Genomic DNA, 19,799 nt, shown 5'->3' with positions numbered 1-19,799 from the left:
ATCGAGCAGGACATCGGGGACCTCCAACGAAAGGTGGCGACGGAACAGGGCGGGTCGGAGTCAGGCCGCCCGCGGCTGGTCGACCTGCCCAGAGGCGCGGTCGGCTGCAGGGCGGGTGTTGTCGACGACCAGGCGGAGATGCCGGCGGCTCTGGCGGGCGGCGCGTTCGGCGTCGACCTCGGCCTGCCATTCGGAGAACCGGCGGCCGGCCAACCGCTTGAGGTAGGCTGGAATCCGATTGGCCGGGACACCGACGAGCCGCGGGCCGAGCACCGCGAGCAGGTCGCTGGCTTCCTGCGACGCCCACCCGGCGGCAGCGATCGCGGCTTCGTCGGGAAATACATCGGCGACTCGGTCTGTGACCGGGTTCAGGGCGGCGTCCTGCGTTCCGCCGTAGGAGTAGACCCAGAGGAAATTCGCGGGTGGGTTCGGTTCGGTGAGGCGACGGAACCTGTCGACTTCCTTTGTGTACGCATAGAAATTCACGTCAGGGCGCGCGCGGCAGATGCGCAGCCACGCGAGCAAATAGACGTCGCTGAAGAAGTCGCCGCTGTCGTGAACCCTGATCCAGGCGCCGTGGAACTTCGGCGCGCCCAGCTCGGTGACCATGGCGGTCTCCCAGCCGGGCAGGTCGTCCAGGACGAACATCAGGTTCGCCTGGTGTTTGGCGCGCACGACTGGCCACGTGTAGGTGCCGTGCCGGGCATAGCACGCCTGCGCGCAGATTCCGGCGCTGGGACAGGTGTTGAAGGTACGGCCGTCAGGCAAGCGGCCGGCCCACGCGGGCAGCGACCAGTTCCACACGCCGATCTGGCGCATCTCGCTGTTCTGCGTGAGCAGGCGAGCGGGACGGCGAACATCTCCGGATATGGGCTGTGATGCAGACATGGGTATCCCCTGAGTGGCGAGTCGGTGAAATTGGTTTTGTTGCGTACGACGCTGCGTGAGAATGGTTAGGCGGCGTCGAGTTCGAGCTGCGAAGCCTTGTCACTGTCGAAGCCGTTCGAGGTTCCGGCTTCGTGCGAAGTGGAAGCGCGTTGTCAGAGTGATCCGGTTGCGTCGCGATCGGCATCTTCATCGGGTGGCAGCGTGACCACAGACTTAAGTCCCCTGGCGGCTCGGCGGCGCTCATAGATCTCGACGGCGGCACCAAGTGACACCAGGGCGACAATGCCGAGATAGACCACAAAGGACTGGAACGGCCAGTGTGCGACAACCGCGATCAGGACAATGAACATTCCCAGGCGAAGTAGGAGTACTGGTGCGCGTCGGTCGGATAATGAACTACTGTGCATTCGTTGTGATCGCATGATTAACTCCTTAAATATGCGAATTGATGGGACTAGCTTGTTGTGGACTATTGCTGGGTGTCGTGCTATATGGCGTCGAGTTCGATCTGGGAAGCGCCGTTGTCGTCGAACGAGTCCGCGATTGCAGGCTCGCCGTCCGCGTCGAGTTCGACAAAGGAGTTCTCAATTTCCGGCGAGGTGTCAGAAAATTCGGCGAGTTCTGCGGGGTTGGACGTGACCAAGTGGTGTTCGACCGGCGAAGCGATGGACTGGAAGGCCACCCTCTGCGTTCCGGTCGACAGGAGTCCCTGGCCGCGGTCGGCGGAGAGCAGGAACTGTCGTTCGCCCATGGAGAGGTCGAAAGTGCGGGTGATTTCGTCGATCGCTTGCGAGGCTTGCCGTAAGAGGATCTGGGTGGCGGCGTTCGCGACGACGGCCTTGCCCAGGTCCGAGCCGAGCACGTCGGCGGTGTCCTGTGTGGCCACCGTGAGGCCGGCCCACTGTTTCCGTGACGCTTTCGCCATGCGGAACAGGAACTCGGCTCCTGCGGGTTCCTTCATCAGCAGCCAGGCTTCGTCGACCACGACCAGCCGTGGTTTGCGGATCGCAGGGTTGGAGACCTGTCGCCAGACCGCATCGAGCGTCAGCAGGGTGCCGATCGGCTTGAGTTCGTCGGCGAGATCCCGCAGCGAGAACACGACCAGGTGTCCTTCGGGGCGGGTCGAGGTCGGCCCGGAGAACAGCCCGGAGAAGGCGCCAGTGACGTAGGGGTGCAGCCGCGCCGCGAGTTCGACCCCGGCGGGATCGCCTGTGTCGGCGAGGACCTCGGCGAGGTCGGCTAGCAGCGGCGCCGGGCGGGTCCAGGTCCGCGGATCCGAGGTGATGCCGACGCGCTGGTAGGTCGCGGTGATCGCGCGGTCCAGCGCGGCCCGCTCGGTCGCTTCGAGTTCGCTGCCTAGCAGTACCGAGATAACGGTGTGCAGGAATAGTGACCGGCGGATCAGCGCGTCGCGGGGTGCGGTGCGGCGCCCGTCCGGGCGCGTATGAATCGGCAGGTCCATCGGATTCAGGCGGACCTGCTCGGCACCGAGATGGACATACGTCCCGCCGACCGCGGCGGCCAGCCGGGCGTACTCGTCCTCCGGGTCGATGACGTGGATCTCGATCCCGCGATACAGCGAGCGCAGCAACTCCAGCTTCACCAGGTACGACTTGCCCGCGCCGGAGCGGCCGAGGATCACGCTGTTGTGGTTGTCCAGGGCGAACCTGTCGTGGTGGACCAAACCCTGGCTGCCGACGTTGAAGCCGTACAGGACGCCGGTCGGCACGCCCACCGATGTCGGGTCGGGTGGCGGCAGGTCCGGCGAGGTGAACGGGAACGCAGCGCTCAACGCACTGGTGTCGAACGTCCTCCGCATCCCCACCAGATCCAGGCCCATGGGCAGGCTGGTGATCCAGCCCTGCAAGCTCCGGTAGGTGGTCGGTTTGCAGTCCAGCAGCAGCGACGCCGCCAGCGACCGGATCGCGGCGACCTCGTCGCCGAGGGCTTCCTCGGTCGGGGCGTGCACCGTCAGGTACAGGCCCATCCGGTACAACTTGCCCTCGCCGCGGGCGACCCGTGCGGACAGGTCATAGGCATCTTCGGTAGCGGCCTCCACCGCGGGGTCGAGCAGCCGTCCCTTCTCGCTGGTGTGCCGGCGACCGGACTCCAACTTCGACAGCTGCTTCTTGAGCCGGTTCGCCGCAGTGACGGGGTCGATTGGCTCGATGTGCAGCGAGACGTCGACGCGTCCGGGGTAGGTCAGCAGCGGCTGGAGCCACCCGTTGTGCACCTCGCGCGGGTAGCCCACGACCGCGAAGGACGAGACCCATTCGCCGCCGACTTCCAGCGCGCGGGATCGGATGGAGATGGCGTCCGGGGTGAACGCGCCGGCCCGCCCGAGCGGCGGCTGCGCGGCCGGAGGCTTCTGGCGGCGGCGCTTGTTCTTGGTCTTCATGAGCGGTACCTCCCCGTGGAGTTGTCGTAGTCGTCGGGGTCTTCGGCGTCGTCGTCCCAGGCGTCCTCGGCCTCGGGGAACTCGTTGTCGGTGGTGAACACGGAGCGGCCGAACGCGGTCTCGTCCCAGCCCTCGTCCGGGGCGGTGGTGATGACCTCGTCCGCCCCGGCCAGCCCGGCGCTCGGCGGGATCAGCGAGTCCGGGTTGCAGGCCGCGGCCAGCACCGCGGTGGCCTGCCCGGCATCGAGCGGAACGACCGTGTTCCCCGACGGCGAGAGCAGCTCGACCGCCTCGCCGAGGCGACGCACCAGCCGGGCCTCTGCGGCCCGCCGGGTGGCGTCGTCAACTTGGCCGGAATGTTTGGCGGCCCTGCGCTTCGCCGACAGTGCGGCCAGCGGCGAGGCGCCGCCGAGCCCGTCGGTCGGGGCACCGGTGAGCAACGGCTCACGGAGGATTAGCAGCACCTGGCGGCGCAGCAGATCGGTGGCGCGGCCGAGTTGGTCGAGGTAGTCGGCGTGCTCGCGCGCCGCCCGTTCGAGTGCCGGGTGTGGCAGTCCTCCGGCCTGCTCGCGGAGCTCGGCGATCTGGCCGGAAAGGTCCAGCCGTTCGGCGCGGATGAGCACCTGCACCGGCGCGGTGAGCGAATGGAGGTACCGCCCGAAACTGGCGACCAGGGACTCCTGCTCGGCCGGGGTGCGCAGGCCGAAGTTGATCGTGGAGCAGACCGCGACCACGGCGACGCCGTCCTTGCCGAGGTCGATGACACCGGTCTCCGTGACCGCCTCGGCGGGCAGCCGCAGCGCGGACGGCGACACCGCAGTGCCCGCGTTCTCCTTCCCTTTGGTGCTGGCCTTGCTGGCGGCGTTGACTTGGTTGTTGAGCCACTCCGGGGCGGGGCGGATTCCTTCGGGCGCGGCCACCCGGTGCTGCGGGCTCAGCCGCTGCCGGAGCGCGGCCAGGACCAGTCGGTCGAGGGTGATGCCGTCGCGCTGACCGAGCGCGAGGAACGCGGCGGTCACCCCGATCGGAATGGCCACGATCAGGAACACCGCGACCGGGACGAACTGGCGGGTGATCGTGTACGTCCCGTACAGCACGATCCCGGTGATGGCGAGGATGAGCAGCTGCCGCGCGGTCAGCGGGCCGATGACGCGATCCTCGCGATCGACGTCGGCGGGAATCCTTACCGGCTGACTCATTTCCCTTCACCTCCTGGGGCAGGCTTCGGTGCACGGAACATCGGCGGCGGAACGGACTGCGTGCGCCGGTAGGCGTCACCGATGCGAGGCTCGGGCTGCACCTGCCGGAACACCGGCGCGGCGGGCCCGGACGGCGGCTTGGCGGGACTCGTGGGCTGCGCTGTGGGCGGAGTGGCCGACTGGAACCGCAGCTGCGGCGGCACCGATGCGACACGGATCGGGCGGGCTGGCGGCGGAGCGGCGCCGCGTCGACGCGGGCCACTCGCGGCTTGGAACTGCGGCGCCGATCCAGGCTGCGGCCCTCGGCGTGCAATGGGTGTGGCTGGGGTGGGTGCGGAGCTGAATTCGGGAGGCATGGTTGGTCCCTGGTTCGCCGGAGTGACGGCGGAGTCGTGGGTGGTTTCTTGGGGTGAGGGCTGCAGGAACTGCGGCGCCTGCGAGGGCAGCCGCGACTGGCGGGCCGCGCGGGCGCGCTCGGCGTCATGGGCCGCCTGGAGCCGCTTGTTGACCATCGCCGGGGTGGGCGCTGGGCGCCGCTGAGCAGGCCATGGCGAGCGCGCCGGGCCACCGCTGCCGCGGCTACCTCCGCCGCCTCCGCCGGACTTCGCGCCAACGGCGGCGCCGGCTTTGCCGAACGCACCGGCCTTGCCGGCGACCATGCCGAAGGTCTTCGCCGCGATGTACGCGCGAACCAGCCCGCCGAGCAACGAGCGGCCGGAACCGACCTTGATCGCCTTCAACAGCCAGAACGGGATCTTGAACAAGATGAAGAACAACGCGATCGCGGCGATCAGCGTGCCGAGTGCGGACAGCGTCGAGCCGAACAGATTCACGCCGCTGGACAGGAATGTCCGTACCGCGGTGATCAGCACCAGCGCCTGAGCGAGCTGGATCCCCAAGGTCGCGGTGAGGGCCTTCCACCACCAGCGCGCCAGCGGATCGGTGTGCGGCAAGGCGTGGCACATCAAGAACAGGGGTGCGCTGATGATCAGAACCAGGATGACGACGATCCGGAACACGTAGACGACTAACAGGCCAAGACCGAGAACCAGGAGGACCAGGCCGACCAGGACGATGAACAGTCCGCCGGTATTGATGCCCGCGACGGCGTCCTTGAGCGTGTTGCCCAGCGAAGGCGCGTTCACCCCGTCGCCGAGCACACCCAAGGTCAGGGCATTGGCCAGCCTGATGAACTTGTCGGCGAAGAACAGCGACAGCGCTGAGGCCAGGAACGCGATCGGGATCCGGGGCCCGATCTCCTTGATCGAGTAGCGCGCTTGAACACTCTCGTGGCCCATCAGCAGGATGCCGCCGCCGAGGATGAAGAAGCCGTAGAGAGCGAGGACGAGCTCCCAGGAGTTGTTCCACAGTTCGCCGATGCCGGGCAGGTCGCTGATCGTCGGGGTGGACAGCGCGGTGTGCCCGATCAGATCCAGGATTGGGGAGAGTGCGGCTTCGACGACGCCCTGGAACGCCGAGGTGATGGCTTCGGTGATGCACGCGTCGATGTCGGTGATCCCGCAGTCCGAGTCACCGTCGCTATTGCCGTTTCCGGGTTGCTGCGGGCTGGTGCTCGGAGGTGGTGTCGTCGGCTGCGGGATGCAGTCCTCACCGATACACGGTTGGCTCGGAGTCGTCGTCGGCTGGCCTGGAGTGGTCGGCGCCGGGAACGTCGGCTGCATCGGCGTGGGAGCCGGGGCGCAGGGGATCGGCCGCGGCTCGGGCCCCGAGCAAGGTTCTGGGTTCGGTGCGGCCGGCTGCGCTGAGGCGCTGACCGTGAGGACACCGAACAGGAGCACGGTGATGCTCAGCGCCAGCATCCAGCCCGCGCCGTAGCGCCGCGGCCGGCCGGTCGGCGGCCGGTGGGTGCTGGCGTCGGAGACCGGGGAGAGCATCGCTCGGTCCGTGGCGGCAGCGGTGGCGACCGGGCCGCCGGACTGGCGGTGCGGGCGAACCGTGGGCGGGGTGCTGGCGGCCATCGGTCAGGCCCCCACGATCCCTTTGAGGATCTCCACGACCAGCGGCGCCAACACAGCCAAGCCGTAGCCCCACCCCGCCGATTTGAAAGCCGTCTTGGCCTTCTCGACCTCGCCGGGATCGCCGCCGCCCACCACGTAGCGCACGCCGCCGATGGACAGGAACACGGTGGCCAGGCCGGCCAAAATGCCCATGATCCAGTTGCGGACGTTGTTCAGGACGTCGGTCACCGAACCGGCGATGGCGAGCACCATGGTGTCGGCGTGCGCCGCGGAGGCCGACACCAGCAGCGCGAGAACCGCCAGTTCGACGATCACGGCCATGTGCGCCCAGCGGCGCCGTCGCACCGGAGTCCAGTCCTCCGACGTAATGATCGGAGTGCTGGTCGGCTGGCTGCTGCTGGTGGTCTCCTCCGGCGCGCTCGCCGAGGTGGTCTCGGCCGGCGGCTGCGGATGGTCGTCGAGGCGGGCGCTACACGGCCCGCTCGTAGTGGTGCGATCGTTCAAGCGCATCGGGGCACCTCCGGAAGTCGGGCTGAGCGCGGGTGTGTCCCGCAGCCCTGAACTCCGGATTTCGCGTCCGTTTTGGACACACGATCCTGAACTTTCTGCGCTGACTCGACCTCGGAAACTGGCACGGACAGTGACGACCGTGGAAGGTTGCGGGCCGGTGTGATCGGCCGCGCAAGGGCCACCGCGGTGGCTACCTGGTCGGTCAGTGGGTCCGTCGGATCGGACTCGGCGACGCGGTCGCGCAGATACGCGGCGAGTCGGAGCTCGGCGCGTTTGCGCGCCTTATAGACCGCCCACTCGCCGATCTGGTGCTGCGCGGCCCAGTCTGCGACCGGCACCTCTTCCAACCGGGTCGCGCCGATCAACGCGGCCTCGGTCTGGGTCAGGACTCCGTCCGCGACCGCGCGAGCGAGGACGAGATCCGGGTGCCCCCACGGCGCATGGGGCGGAGTGGATCGGAAGCCCGGCGCGACCGGGGTCGGACCTGAGAGCGCTTCCTCCAAGGCCTGATAGCCAGACCGGTATGCCTCCCATCGCAGGCGCAGCATGATCCGCGGCGGACGCAGGTCGATGGTCGACAGCGCGGTCAGGAAGCCGCGCAGAACTTCGGCGTGAACGTCGGCTGGATCGCCGGCGAACCGGTTGGTCAAGGTGGCCGCGACGGAGGTCAGCGCGGGCAGCGCGACCCCGACCGCGGCGACCGTCCAGGTCGCACCTTCTATACGGGAGCGCAGCACCAGGTGCGCCCACACAGCGTCCCGCGTCGCCTGCGGGCACTGGCGCGCCAGCAGCCGGTCACGGACCTCGTCCAGCGGGATGCGCCGGTTGGGCAGCCCTGGGAAGAGCCCGCCATTCAGCGACACCGGATGAGGCCCGGTTACCAGCCAGGTAAAGGTGTCCCGCGCGATATCCAACGAGTTCGGAACAGCCTCGTCGCCGCCGCGACGGAAAACAGATTGTGCTGCCATGTCGTGACTCCCACTGCGTCGATTCGAACAACAACGACGTCAGGAAGCCACGATCGATACCAGCGAAATACCACGCCATTACTAGGACTCAACTAGCGAAGCGCTCCAGGGCTACTAGTGGGCTACTATTTCGCGTCGCGCATGCCGCCCAGCAAGATTGACACCGTCGTGTGTCGGCCGCCAGGCGCTGATCAACACTAGTAGCCGATGAGCTGCACCTATAGTCGCGCGCTAGTACGACACTGGTATCCGCCACTCCTCTGGTGGGACTGAGGATCCGGGCGCAACGCTAGATCAACAACGGCGTCGAGAAAATCTGGAAAATCTGGTCAAGGTCCGTCCAGAATGGCGACTTGCGGAGCGTGCGCCGATATCGCCGCGCAGCATCACTTGTCGAGCCTGTGGTGCAATTGGACAACCAGTTTCCCGTCGCATCCAGGCGGGCCTCGTCAGCTCCAAAGAAATTCAATTCGATGTGTCCAAAACGAGGGCGAAAAACGGAGTTAAGGGGCGTCAGAACACACGGCACCCATCCGTCGGAGGAGACCCGCGATGACCCCGACACACGGCAACAGCTCCCCAGGAGGCGACTCCCAGGAGCACGGCCACACCGACCCCCCGACCATCCCGATCCCGGTGAGGCACGTGCGGCGAACGCCGCGCCTACGCACCCTGCGCCTCGCGCTGCGCCATCCCCGCCCGGCCCGGCCGAGCACCGTCTGGCCATGCGGTCAAGACGACCTGCGCGAGGGCACCGGCCTGCTCGCCAACTGGCTGCTGACCGCGGTCATCAAGATCGTCACCAACTACACCCAGCCCGGCCAGCGGGTGCTGCTGCTCGACCCCACCCCGTACCTCGCGTCGCCCGCGTCGTGGCCGACGGCGGCGGTCCGCAACCGGCCCTGGCCCGGCCCGTACGCGGGGCTGCACGAAGCAGGCTGGACCGTGGTCCGACTCGGCCGCGGCATCCAGACCCAGACCGCCGTCGCACACCCCGACCCGATCGGCGAGCACGCCGTCGATGGCCCGGCCGAGTCGGAGTCCGGACCCGGACCGACCACAGAAGGTCCGTCCGTCGGCGGCCCGGTCGGACCGTCTGCGGACCGCCGTCCCGGACCGGACTCGGCCGCGACCGGCCACGGTCCGGACCGCTACGACCTGATCATCACCGCGGTTGAACCGCACACGCTCGACTGGTTCTGCCCGACCGACTGGACCGGTCTGCTCACCCCGACCGGCACTCTCGCCGTCGTCACTCGTGGTGACCGCTCTAGTGGTCGGCTCGCCGACCCTGCCGGCGCGCTCGTGCGCGCCGCGCACCACGCAGGACTGCGCTACCTCGATTGCATCGCGCTGCTGCGCGTGCCCGTCCGCGACGGCGCGCTCGCCGTGACCACCCCGGCGACGGGTGATCGTTCCCCGGCTCCGTCGGGATGGTCGACGACCTCCATCAGGCACACCCAGGTGCACGACGACCTCTTGGTGTTCACGAACCAGCCCGCCCCGAACGGCACGGCCGACGGCGAGGAGACCTCCGATGACTGACCGTCCCACGTCGCCCTGGCCGCTCCCCCTGCCACCGGGGGAGGAGCCACCTGTTCCACCGTTGTCGGTCTGGCCGACCGGGCAGCGCGACCCTGCTGCGCAGCTGCGCGACAGCGGCTGCGTGCCCGGCACCGACGCCGACATCGACCGGATCCCGCCCGCCGTCGCTGCCTACGCGATCGCGACGTACACCCGTCCCGGCGACCTCGTTCTGGACCCTGATTGCGGGGCCGGCACCGTGCTGACCGCGGCGCTGCGCGCCAGCCGTCACGCGCTCGGGCTGACTGCCCGCGCCCGGTGGTGGACGCTCGCCCGCGCCAACATCACCGCCGCGAAGACCGCGGGTGCCTGGCGCGATGGCTCGGTCCTCGACGCACGTCCGAAGGTGCTCGCCACGATCCGCGCCGCCGGACTGGTCGGCCGAGTCGGACTCGTCCTGACCTCCCTGCGAACCGCACCCGAGAACCCGAAGGACCGCGCACCGAGTCCGGACCGCGACCCCGACTCGGCCATCGCCGAACTCGTCGCGACGCTGGCTTACTGCGAGCCGCTGCTGCGCTCCGGCGGACACCTCGCCGTCGTCACGCGACCTCTCCGCCATCCGGACGGTTCGCTGGTCGACCTGACCACGCCGCTGTTGTCCGCGGCGACTGCCGCTGGCCTGGCACCGGTCGACCGGTGCGTCGCGCTGACCGCCGGACTGCGCGGCAACCGACTGGTCACCCACGCCTCGCTCTCCGAACGCCGCGCTGTCGCCCGAGCACGCGCGGCCGGTACGTCGACCGCTCTTACCGCGCACCGCGAGGTGCTCGTCTTCCAACTCGCCCACGACGCCGAACTCTCCGCCGCTGCGGTAGCTGGCATCCCGTGGTCGCCCGAGGACGACGTCATCCGGCCCGCCGTCAACGGCGTCGAGTACCCCGGCTGGAGGCGAGCAGCATGACCACCCGCCTGTACTGCCGCGAGTGCGGCTGGCACCCCAAGTTCCGCGGCAAGCGCGCCGCCGGCCGCCACCACTGCACCGGCACACCGGTGGCCGCGACCTGTCCACCGTGGTGGTCCCGACTGTGGACAAACCTGTGGACAGGTTGGTCGGGAGTCGCCGCTGTCGACACCGACGACGGGACCGGCGAGGGCAAACTGGTCGATGCCCGTGGCAACCGGATCCAGTGGGCCGTGCTCGCTGCGCACCACGTCGAGACCACTCGTCGGGCCCGCCAGGCGATGGTCGAACTCGTCCGCGCGGGCTACCAGATCGGGCCGCCGCCCTACGGCTACCGCGCCCTGCGTATCCGCGTCACTGACCCGCGCGGACACAGTCGGCTGCGCGCGGTTCTCGTTCCGGACTGGCAGACCGCCGCGGTCGTCAAACAGATCTTCATCTGGCGTGCCGACCACGGCCTGAAGTTCGCCGTCATCGCGTCACGCCTCAACAGTGACCCGCGTCAGTACCCAGCCCCGACGCCCAACGGGCGGTGGACCGCGAAGGCCGTCCGGCGAATCGTCACCAACGCCAAGTACACCGGGCACCAAGTCTGGGCCCGCACCGTCGCCGGCCGTCCGGTGCCGGTGGAGCAGTGGGTCACTTCCGCGCTAAAGGTGCACGAGCCGCTGGTCGACGAGCGCACCTTCCGTCGCGCCCAGCCTCGCCCCGCCGAGCATCCGCCTGGCGCGGCGAACCCGGCCGACTGCTCGCCGAGTGCGGCATGAACACCCGCCGATGGACCCACACCGCCGTTGTCCTGTTCGCCGGTTACGCGGCGACGAGCGCCGGGGCGAACTGGGCCTCCACTCTCTGGCCGGCGGGCGCCGTCGCGGGACTGCCTACAGAACGCTGTTGGCACCGAGACAACGCTGTTCGCGTCGTTGCGCGCAAAGTGGCCGGACCGTTGGCCCGGCCACTTGCAACATCGACATCTGACAACAGCGGCTACGGACGCACCCACGACTTCCGCATCCCCAGTGGCCCTACTTCTTGGCCTCTGGGGGTTCCTTGTCGACCGCGCGAGTCTCAACGTCACGACGAACGAACATGCGGAACGCCATAAGTGCTACCGCTCTCCTTTCTTGTCGATTGCTGCTGTTCCGAAGTGCCACACGCACAAGCCATACGGCGACGATCAGGCGCAAGAACACCAAGGAAGCAGCGAGAATCCCGACGGCTGGCAACCACGTCAGGGAGGGCGGTCCTTACGGGCAGTGCTCATCGATCCAGGTTAAGCGCGAGCTGATGAGCGAGCTAGACGTTCAGCCTGTCGCCTGGTTACGTGGCCGCGATCTCACTCGAACGGGCGACCGTGAGCGGCTGCTTGAGCAACAGTCGAGGACCGGTGAGAGGACAATGCCATGAAGCAGGCGTGGCCGTTACGTCCCCGGATGCGGTCCGAGCTACCGCACCGAGTCGAACTGCCTGCGCTTCGCGCTGAGCTGGTATCGGCAGATTCAAACCACGCTCGGTTCGGCAGGACTGACAGCGGAAGGCGGTCACCCCGACACGTTGGCGAGGGTCGCGTGAAGACCGTCGCCGCGCCGCTTGCACTGCGAGCTCACTGCTCGCCGCGTACCTCAGTGCTGTCCGGTTCGACGAGCGAGACGTCACGCGGCGCGTCGAACCCGAACAGCTCGTTCGGCGTGCACCGCAGCGTCGTGCACAGCGCCTGCAAGGTCGCCACCTTGACCTGGACCGGGTGCTTCTTGATCAGCACGTCAACCGACTGGAGGGACAGTTCGAACCCGGCACGCTGGACGAGGAGCTCGCGCAGTTCGGTCGCGTTCCAGACGTTGCGGGAGGCCATGACCTTCCGCAGCCGCCACTCGATCTGCACCCGATGCCCGCCCATGCTCGTCGCTCCGCGGCGCTTCGCGCCTTCGTCAATCGACGCTCAGTGTCCCCGATGGCGACGGAAGCCGGCCGCTGCACGTCCGGCGTGTTCAGCAGACGCGCGCCCTCAAACATGCATAACCTGAGATGGGAAGGCTGCACACGATCTACTCAGGTGTTACCTTAGTTGAATGACGGACCTGTGCGTGGCTCAACAGAGAGGAGGTGCCTCGGCACCCATCGCGTTCAACTCTCTGCCGACGCATGGCCCCTCGCGGTCCGCGCCGGTACTGATCATCTGGACTCGCGTCGACCGCCGTCCATCTCGTTTGCACGAGGTGCTTCAGCACCCGTTCGGCAAAGCCCCCGGCCCTGCCGAACGGCGAGAGTCCAGCACGGCCATGAGCGCCGGCCCCGCACACACGGACGCGGGGAGTAGAGGCCCGCTGGTCGTGACAGCTTCGGCGATCCCAGCTCATTCAACGCACGTCATGGTGCGTGCCCGCGTCGCCGCGAAACCCGCCTTGCGCGGACCGGTGACCGCAGGTGTCAACGGCTGGGAGCGCCCGCTGTGTCGACGGTTCCTGTCGCCGACCAGCAGCCCCGTGAACCTCCGCGATCCGCGAGCTTCACGGGCACGAAGGGGGCGCTCATGTGCGCTCGACCTAGCAACCCTGACCAGGCTAACGACAACCTCACCGACGTCCCTGCTCCGGTCGAACAGCAGCAGGAAAGCCCCGCCAGCACGTCAAGCAGCCAGTCCCGACGGCGTAGCGGTGCGGGCAGGACTGGACGCAACTTGTTGGTGCGCGGCGTTCGTCGCGATCCCCCCGACATACGCAAGCTCGCACGGGTGGTCGCCAGCCTCGCGGCAGACATGTTGGCGGCCGAAGCCAGCGAGCAACCGCCGTCCGCCGAGCCGGACACCAGCCACCGCGACCACCTCCGCGATGCGGCATGACGCCGCACGTTCGCGCGCTCACCGAATGCGGCGGATCGACCTCGCTCGCCGCTGCCCGAAAGGAAAGGTTCAACACAATGCCACCTGCCAATTGTGACCCCCGCAGTCGTCGCCCCGCCGCAGACCCGCGAACTCGACGCTTCGTGCGCGTTGGTCTTTACCAGCGATTGCCCACTCTCGGCGAAAGCGCCTTCCTGCAGTCCTACGTCGCCTCCCAGCCTGATTGGCGCGTCGCTCTTCGCAGCAGCGACTACGGATCAGGTGCCACGTTGAAGCGACCTGGGCTGCAACGAGTGTTGGCGGCAGCCCGATCCGGTGCCATCGACGTGCTCGTCATCAACCACATTTACAACCTGTCCCGCACAACTCGACACCTCGCCTTCCTTCTCGACGAGCTGAAGTCGCGGGGTGTGCGGGTCGTCTCGGCCGCTGACCCCGGCTTCGATACCGAGACCCCGTTCGGCCTCTTCCTCGTACGCGTGGTGAGTGCCGTTGCCGAGATCGAGTACGCGGGGGCGCGCGCAGACCGGCGCGATCGCCTTCGTCACAAGCAGGAATCCGCCGACGAGTCACCACTCGCGGGTTAGCCGCAACACAACCGGCAGATCCGTCTGGCCAACTGCGTCGACCAACACCGTCCACACCAGACCGACTTACAACGAGGTGTCATGAACAACGCCTATGCCCACTTGGACAACGAACTACAGCAGGGCAGCCCTATCCGTGCCATGCGACGGTCGGAGGCTCCTGTGCCCGGCAATCGCGTGGTGATCTATCGGCGGGCGTCCTCGCCGGGACAAGGCGAGACCGAGTCCAGCGTCGCGGCCCAGCGCGAGGCATGCCTGAACACGGCCAAGGAACTGGGCTTCTCGCTCATCGACCCGTATGTCGACCCGGACATTCGACCCAAGGAACGGCCTGAACGCCGAGTGCTCCGGCGCGTCCTCGCGTGGTTCCGCCGCCGTTGAGTCGCGGCAACTCGCCTACGAATTCACCGCTCGCCGTCAGCGCGCGATCCAGCAGCCGGCTGCACGGGTCCACCGTCCAGGCCGCTCCCAAGGAGGTGTCATGACCAGCGCCTATGCCGACTTCATCGATGAACTGGAGCAGGACGTCACCGTCCCCATTCAGCCACCGTTGGATGACCATGTTCCCGGCACACGCGCGGTGATCTATCTGCGGGTGTCCTCGACCGGACAGGTCAGGACCGACTACAACCCGGAAGGCATTTCCATTCCGGCCCAACGGGAAGCGTGTCTGCGCAAGGCACGGGAGCTGGGTGTCACGGTGATCGACGAGTATGTCGAGCCCGGACGCTCGGGAACGGAGATGACCAAGCGAGAGGCGTTTCAGCGCATGCTCGCGCGAGTCCACGGCCAGCGCGACGTTGACGTGATCATCATCTACCAGCTCTCGCGCATGGCTCGTAACCGCTACGACGACGCGATTGTCATGGCGGACCTGCGCAAGCGCGGTGTCACCCTCGTTTCGGCCACCGAGGCTATCGACGACACCCCGGTCGGCCAGCTGATGCACGGCATCCTGGCCACGTTCAACGAGTACCAGTCACGCCAGTCCGGTGCCGACATCGCGTACAAGATGGGCCAGAAAGCCCGCAGCGGCGGCACACTCGGCCGCGCCAAGCTCGGCTACCTCAACCACATCGACCACTCCGATGGCCGCGTCATCCGCACGATCATCGTCGACCCCGAACGCGCGCACTTTGTCCAACTGGGTTTCGACCTCTTCGCCACAGGCGACTACACGCAAGAAGAGTTGTCCGACGAACTCTACGACCGCGGCCTACGCACCAGGGCCACCCGGCGACACCCAGCCAAGAAGGTGTCCGAGAACAAGATCTCGCAAATGCTTCACGATCGCTATTACCTCGGATACGTCGAGTACGACGGTGAAGAAATCCAAGGACGACACGAACCTCTCATCGATGAGGACCTCTTCGACACAGTCCAGGAGATCCTCGACTCGCGAATGACGGCACAAGAACGCCGTCGCGTGCACCACCACTACCTCAAGGGGTCGCTCTTCTGCGGGCGCTGCCGACGCGAGGGCGTCAAGCGGCGGATGATCATCCAGCAGACCACCAACTCGAAGGGCGCCGAGTACACGTACTTCTTCTGCCGAGGCCGGCAGAAGGGGGCGTGCCAAGCACCGTACGTCAACGTCGCGCTCATTGAGGACGCCGTGGAGCGGCATTACGCGGCGATTCGCTTCAGTCAGCCCTTCATTACTGAAATGCGCGACCAAGTCGATGCCGTGATCGGCGATCAGGAAAAGTCCGCACGGCTGTTGCGCAAGCAGATCACCGCGCAGCTCAAGGAACTCGACACCAAGGAGGAGAACTTGATCGACCTCGCAGCGGACAGCACCCTTCCGCGGACCAAGGTCAAGGAGAGGCTCCGCGATATCGCGAGCGAGCGCCGCCGTCTGGAGGGGCGCCTCGAAACCGCGAACGCCGACCTCACCGACAGCGCCCAGCTTGTTAACGCGAGTCTTGCTCTGCTTGAACAGCCCGACAAGTTGTACCGCCGCTGCAACGACCAGCAGCGGCGTCTGCTCAACCAAGCGATCTTCCAAGCCCTCTACATCGAGGATGAGGAGATCACAGACGGTGAACTCCAGGAACCCTTCGGGCTGCTCCACGCCATCCAGCGCGACCGGGCCACCGCAACCAGCCCACTGCCCACAAACAAGAAGGCCACCCGCAGTGCGGGTGGCCCTTGCTCGCCATCAGGCGTCTCGGTCCTACTTCGTGGCCTTCATTCAGGCACTTGTTCTAGTAAGACCTCTAGGGTGGAGCTGAGGGGAATCGAACCCCTGACCTTCTCGATGCGAACTGTCGGCATCGGCGTTTCCCCAGGTCACTGAGGTCATGTCCAAGGCCATAGACGCTGCTGACGGTCGTTCATGGTCGCTGGCGTTGCTGTACTTTGCTGCTGTACAGCAGTCTCATCGCCGCTGGTCAGTGCGCTGCGTCTCGCCCTGAATCTATCGCACTCCGGCCCCTCGTGGCTGTCTGAGTGCCCTGGTGCCTGCTCGTCCCCGTTCCCCTCGTCACTGCCACGCCTTGCGCTGAGTCGGTCGTGTCAAGGCACGCTTTCCCGCCTTGATGCGGGCGGCTCGGCGTAAGACGCTGAGAAGCGAGGGAGCCCGTGGTGACCACTGCACGTGGGTTGGGTGGGCCGGGGTGATGTGGCCGTGTTGCTCCTGGGTCTCCGTCGTCGTTGGCGGCGCGCTGCGGGTGCTGCCCTGCGGCGGGCTCGCCCGGCGGCGCCTGCCGAGAGCGGAGCGGTAGGCCGGCGTCGCCTCTTGGGCGTAGCCCGCCGGACGGGTGGTGACCCGCGCGCCGCCAACGGCGGCGCCTTGATCCCATAGAGCCAAATTCGGCAGGAATCCCAAGTAGCCCCGCGCGTACGAGATGCCAGGGTGCTACGCGCGCAGGGTCTTCAAGATCTCGTCGGCGAGGCTGGCGTTACCGGCGGCGATGAACTTCTGGCGCGGGTTCATCGCGGCTGCGATGTCAGCGAGCGAATCGAAGCCGTAGTCAAGCGAGAGCGGCTGGCCGTGTAGGTCGATCACGCTTCCTCCTGCTGCGTGAAGCACGTAGTGACCTGGTGCGAGGTCCCAAATGGCGAACCCCTTCGCGAACTCGATGGTGGCATCGGTCAGTCCAGCGGCCACATGGCACAGGCTTACCGAGCCGAAGTCGACGCCAATGCGCCCCTTCTTCTTGTCTCCGGTGGATGGTGCGCTGAGCGCGGTAAGGAAGTCGCTTTGCTGGGCAAGAGGCACGAATCGGGCGTCAGGCCGCATGAGGTAGTTAGTTACCAAGGCTTCCGAGAGGCTGGCATTCGAAGGTCGGTCAAGAACGTATTCCGTCTGGTCAGCCGTGACCATGTACGCGCGGTCAATGCCTTCGTCGTCCCGTGCGCCGACATAGAGCTGAATGTGATGGAAGATGTCTCCGATCACCGAAACTACCGGCCTCGCAAGAGTGCGAGAGTAGATCATGATGTGCGTGTAGCCGTAGAGTCCTCGCACTGCGAGTTCGCTGGTATCCAATGGATCCACAAGGATGCACAGATCAGGCTCGGGATCTGATCCAATCACCTCGGGGTCTGCCTCCTCTGAGGCATAGACGAAGGAGGGGATGTGTTCACTCAGGGCTTCCTTGTAGCGCTGATGCATCCACAGGTCGAATTCTGAAAGAAAGTTGTCGCTATGGCGAGTGTTTTTCTGTTCGCCACGCTTTCCCGAAAGAGCGGCATGAACAAGCCGGGGGCGTATTTCGAGCATGATTTCTCGAACTAGGTCAGCAATTCGTGCGGCCAAATCGGGAATTAATGTTTCATTGTTCATTCGGTGCCCGCCTTTGTGGCTATCGCAGTTCCAGTGGAGGTTCAATCCCTGGAGGGCTCATGGTTGCAGCAATGAAGATAGCTGAGAAGTCCACCTTGCGCAGGTTTTGCGCACCGGCAAGACTGTCGAAGGTGTCTGCGCGGGGGTCATCTCCTTGGGTCATTGCCCCGAACACTGCGAAGTACAGGTCTGCCGTCGGATAGCGCGTCCGGACCTGTTTTGCAAGGTATCCAATGGCGTCAGAATGCTTGACTTCAAAGTCGCATAGCACAATCGTGGGATGCTCTCTTGATTCAGGGAATACGGAGGCGTCGTCAAGTTCGATCCCCCCGCCGCGAACCTTATTGCATCGTAGATACCCAATTGGGCATCGTGAGAATCGCGAAGAAGAAAGAAAGGTCGCCATTACCAAACCGGCTTCGTTAATTCCAAAGCAGATATCGACATCGAGTCGGCTGCCGAGATTCTTGATCTGACTACCAAGTTGTTCGATACCCAGACCGAATGTGCCCCAATTTAGATCCAGCAAACGGCCCGGCTGGGGATTCGGTAGCGACAGTACGTCGAGTTTCGCGTCGCCGAATTCTGCCCGTGGGACCTCAAGGGCGTATTCCTCGCCAATTTGATTCCCTTGTTCGGTTCGCGGTTCGACACTGTCAACCATTTTAATGTCACGCGTTTGTGTGCGCTCATCAGCTTTGTCCTGAGGCGGCTCGGGCACGAACTCGATTCCGCCGTCGTGCGGTTGAAAGAGTTGTTCGACTTGCCATCCGGGGAGCATGGTTTCGAGGATGCGGCAGTGGTCGGGGTAGGGCAGGCCGATGAGGTCGCCGGATAGCCATCGGTAGAACTGGGCTTTGCTGGGGTGTGTTCCGCGTAGCTTTCTGTCGAGTTTTTCGGCGATGGCGTCGTATTCGCGGCAGAAGGCGCGGTAGGTCTGGAGGTGGCGTCCTCGGAGCAGGACTTTGAGGACGTTGGGGCGCTCGTCCTGGGTGGCTGTCTCGTTGCTCACGAGGCCACTCTACCACCAAGAAGAGACTCCGCGAGACTAGATGTGTACGAGATGCGTTCAGGTGAGTACTCCATGGTGTCGTGACGAGACACACGTTTGGCCGATTGTTGTAGGTACGCCGGTAAAGGCGTGTCGGACAAGCGGGAAGGTTTCACACAGCATGGCTATCAACAAAGGTATCCGGTTCGGCATCTCGCACGATGAGGCGTTTCCTCTGGGTTTGGTGATGGTGGGTGAGGTGTCGGCGGACAACGAGTATCAGTCGCGTGAGGATCGGGCGGCGGGTCGGCCGGTGCGGCAGCGGGTTGATGAAGTGTCGGGTAAGCGGCAGTGGAAGTTCACGGCGACGGATCCGAGCGAGGAGAAGGCAAAGCGGGCTTCGTTCGAGGTGACGTTGTTGGCGGATGTTCAGCCGGTACCGACGGTGGGTGAGGTGATGCCCGGTATGCGCCCGGTGGAGCTGGAAGGGCTGACGGCGGAACCGAAGGTCGCGGGGCAGGGCGAGTACAAGTACCTGTCGTATGTATTCCGTGCGACGGGGTTCAAGGCGGCGGGCAGCGGCAGCGGTTCGTCCTCGGGCGGGAAGGGATCGCGTCCGGCCTCGGCGGCTGCTGGCGAGTCGGCGGCCAAGGCCGCGTAGGCGGCATTACTTCAAGTCGGGAAGTGGTGTCGTTGTGCCGAAGAAGAAGCGCGTGCCGCGTGAGGAAATGTGGAGGACGGCGTACTACGCGTATAACGACGCGTCGAATGCCTTAGCGAGAGTGCGGGGCTCGAATACGCGGGAGTTGGTTCAGGCGGCCTCGGCGTCGCGGGCGGTGGCTCGGTTGTGGCGGGATCTGGCGGACGGGCCGGATGTTCCGTGGTGGACGTATGCGGCCGTGGTGTCGGCGGTCCGGGTGTTCGAGGAGCAGGCGGCGGTATGGGAGCGACGCGCGGAAGGGAGTGACAATGTGGGACAAGCCGGGCCTGACCTGGGTGATCGGCCCGTGGGACGAAGTGACAGTCGAGGAAACGGGGCCGGACCCGGCTTTCCCGCCAGTGATGATGATCTCCGGCACGTCGGGTCTCTTGACGATTCGTCCCCCAAGCACGCCAAGCACGTGGATAACCCGCGTTTCGTTCCTTCACCAACTCCGCGACG

17 protein-coding genes are annotated in these 19,799 nt (G+C 66.2%); 7 read left to right on the top strand and 10 right to left on the bottom strand.

What is annotated here, in order from left to right:
• Positions 1-60: 60 nt before the first annotated feature.
• The 7 genes from ACLARN_RS08230 to ACLARN_RS08200 all read right to left on the bottom strand — a co-directional run bounded on the left by ACLARN_RS08230 (position 61) and on the right by ACLARN_RS08200 (position 7,942).
• Entirely contained in the window at positions 61-888 is an 828-nt protein-coding gene (locus ACLARN_RS08230) for a GP88 family protein (RefSeq protein ID WP_409490683.1), read from the bottom strand.
• Between the two features lie 152 nt (positions 889-1,040).
• On the bottom strand, positions 1,041-1,238 hold the full coding sequence (locus tag ACLARN_RS08225) for a hypothetical protein (protein WP_409490682.1): 198 nt from the start codon (positions 1,236-1,238) through the stop codon (positions 1,041-1,043).
• A gap of 137 nt (positions 1,239-1,375) precedes the next feature.
• A complete protein-coding gene (locus ACLARN_RS08220; protein ID WP_409490681.1) occupies positions 1,376-3,286 on the bottom strand; it encodes a VirB4 family type IV secretion system protein in 1,911 nt (636 codons plus the stop codon).
• On the bottom strand, positions 3,283-4,485 hold the full coding sequence (locus ACLARN_RS08215; RefSeq protein WP_409490680.1) for a PrgI family protein: 1,203 nt from the start codon (positions 4,483-4,485) through the stop codon (positions 3,283-3,285). The genes ACLARN_RS08220 and ACLARN_RS08215 overlap by 4 nt, the downstream gene beginning before the upstream one ends.
• Positions 4,482-6,464, bottom strand: a complete 1,983-nt coding sequence (locus ACLARN_RS08210; RefSeq protein ID WP_409490679.1) for a hypothetical protein — start codon at positions 6,462-6,464, stop codon at positions 4,482-4,484. The genes ACLARN_RS08215 and ACLARN_RS08210 overlap by 4 nt, the downstream gene beginning before the upstream one ends.
• A gap of 3 nt (positions 6,465-6,467) precedes the next feature.
• A complete protein-coding gene (locus ACLARN_RS08205; RefSeq protein WP_409490678.1) occupies positions 6,468-6,974 on the bottom strand; it encodes a pilin in 507 nt (168 codons plus the stop codon).
• Entirely contained in the window at positions 6,965-7,942 is a 978-nt protein-coding gene (locus ACLARN_RS08200) for a hypothetical protein (protein ID WP_409490677.1), read from the bottom strand. The genes ACLARN_RS08205 and ACLARN_RS08200 overlap by 10 nt, the downstream gene beginning before the upstream one ends.
• Before the next feature lie 552 nt (positions 7,943-8,494).
• On the opposite strand from ACLARN_RS08200, the gene ACLARN_RS08195 reads away from it, so the two are divergent.
• Genes ACLARN_RS08195 through ACLARN_RS08185 form a run of 3 tightly spaced genes read left to right on the top strand, consistent with a single transcriptional unit; the run spans position 8,495 to position 11,197 of the window.
• The gene (locus tag ACLARN_RS08195; RefSeq protein ID WP_409490676.1) at positions 8,495-9,487 is read left to right on the top strand and encodes a hypothetical protein; all 993 of its coding nucleotides are present in this window, start codon (positions 8,495-8,497) and stop codon (positions 9,485-9,487) included.
• Complete coding sequence (locus tag ACLARN_RS08190) at positions 9,480-10,430, top strand: DNA methyltransferase (RefSeq protein WP_409490675.1); 951 nt, start codon at positions 9,480-9,482, stop codon at positions 10,428-10,430. The genes ACLARN_RS08195 and ACLARN_RS08190 overlap by 8 nt, the downstream gene beginning before the upstream one ends.
• A complete protein-coding gene (locus ACLARN_RS08185) occupies positions 10,427-11,197 on the top strand; it encodes a recombinase family protein (protein ID WP_409490674.1) in 771 nt (256 codons plus the stop codon). The genes ACLARN_RS08190 and ACLARN_RS08185 overlap by 4 nt, the downstream gene beginning before the upstream one ends.
• Before the next feature lie 836 nt (positions 11,198-12,033).
• On the opposite strand, the gene ACLARN_RS08180 is transcribed toward ACLARN_RS08185, so the two are convergent.
• The gene (locus ACLARN_RS08180; protein WP_409490673.1) at positions 12,034-12,327 is read right to left on the bottom strand and encodes a helix-turn-helix domain-containing protein; all 294 of its coding nucleotides are present in this window, start codon (positions 12,325-12,327) and stop codon (positions 12,034-12,036) included.
• Between the two features lie 938 nt (positions 12,328-13,265).
• On the opposite strand from ACLARN_RS08180, the gene ACLARN_RS08175 reads away from it, so the two are divergent.
• The 3 genes from ACLARN_RS08175 (at position 13,266) to ACLARN_RS08165 (ending at position 16,155) form a co-directional block, all read left to right on the top strand.
• A complete protein-coding gene (locus tag ACLARN_RS08175; RefSeq protein WP_409490672.1) occupies positions 13,266-13,856 on the top strand; it encodes a recombinase family protein in 591 nt (196 codons plus the stop codon).
• Positions 13,857-13,937: 81 nt separating this feature from the next.
• On the top strand, positions 13,938-14,237 hold the full coding sequence (locus tag ACLARN_RS08170) for a recombinase family protein (protein ID WP_409490671.1): 300 nt from the start codon (positions 13,938-13,940) through the stop codon (positions 14,235-14,237).
• A gap of 100 nt (positions 14,238-14,337) precedes the next feature.
• The gene (locus tag ACLARN_RS08165) at positions 14,338-16,155 is read left to right on the top strand and encodes a recombinase family protein (protein WP_409490670.1); all 1,818 of its coding nucleotides are present in this window, start codon (positions 14,338-14,340) and stop codon (positions 16,153-16,155) included.
• 561 nt (positions 16,156-16,716) lie between these two features.
• Here ACLARN_RS08165 and ACLARN_RS08160 read toward each other — a convergent pair.
• Both ACLARN_RS08160 and ACLARN_RS08155 read right to left on the bottom strand, forming a co-directional pair.
• The gene (locus ACLARN_RS08160; RefSeq protein WP_409490669.1) at positions 16,717-17,646 is read right to left on the bottom strand and encodes an inositol monophosphatase family protein; all 930 of its coding nucleotides are present in this window, start codon (positions 17,644-17,646) and stop codon (positions 16,717-16,719) included.
• Between the two features lie 19 nt (positions 17,647-17,665).
• Entirely contained in the window at positions 17,666-18,658 is a 993-nt protein-coding gene (locus ACLARN_RS08155; protein WP_409490668.1) for a hypothetical protein, read from the bottom strand.
• 160 nt (positions 18,659-18,818) lie between these two features.
• On the opposite strand from ACLARN_RS08155, the gene ACLARN_RS08150 reads away from it, so the two are divergent.
• Complete coding sequence (locus tag ACLARN_RS08150; RefSeq protein ID WP_076159193.1) at positions 18,819-19,298, top strand: hypothetical protein; 480 nt, start codon at positions 18,819-18,821, stop codon at positions 19,296-19,298.
• The last annotated feature ends 501 nt before the right edge of the window (positions 19,299-19,799 follow it).

Source organism: Amycolatopsis sp. cmx-11-12 (genome assembly GCF_046269425.1).
GTDB lineage: Bacteria > Actinomycetota > Actinomycetes > Mycobacteriales > Pseudonocardiaceae > Amycolatopsis.
Note: the sequence above shows the minus strand (reverse complement) of the source record. Positions and strands in the feature narration are given on the sequence as shown.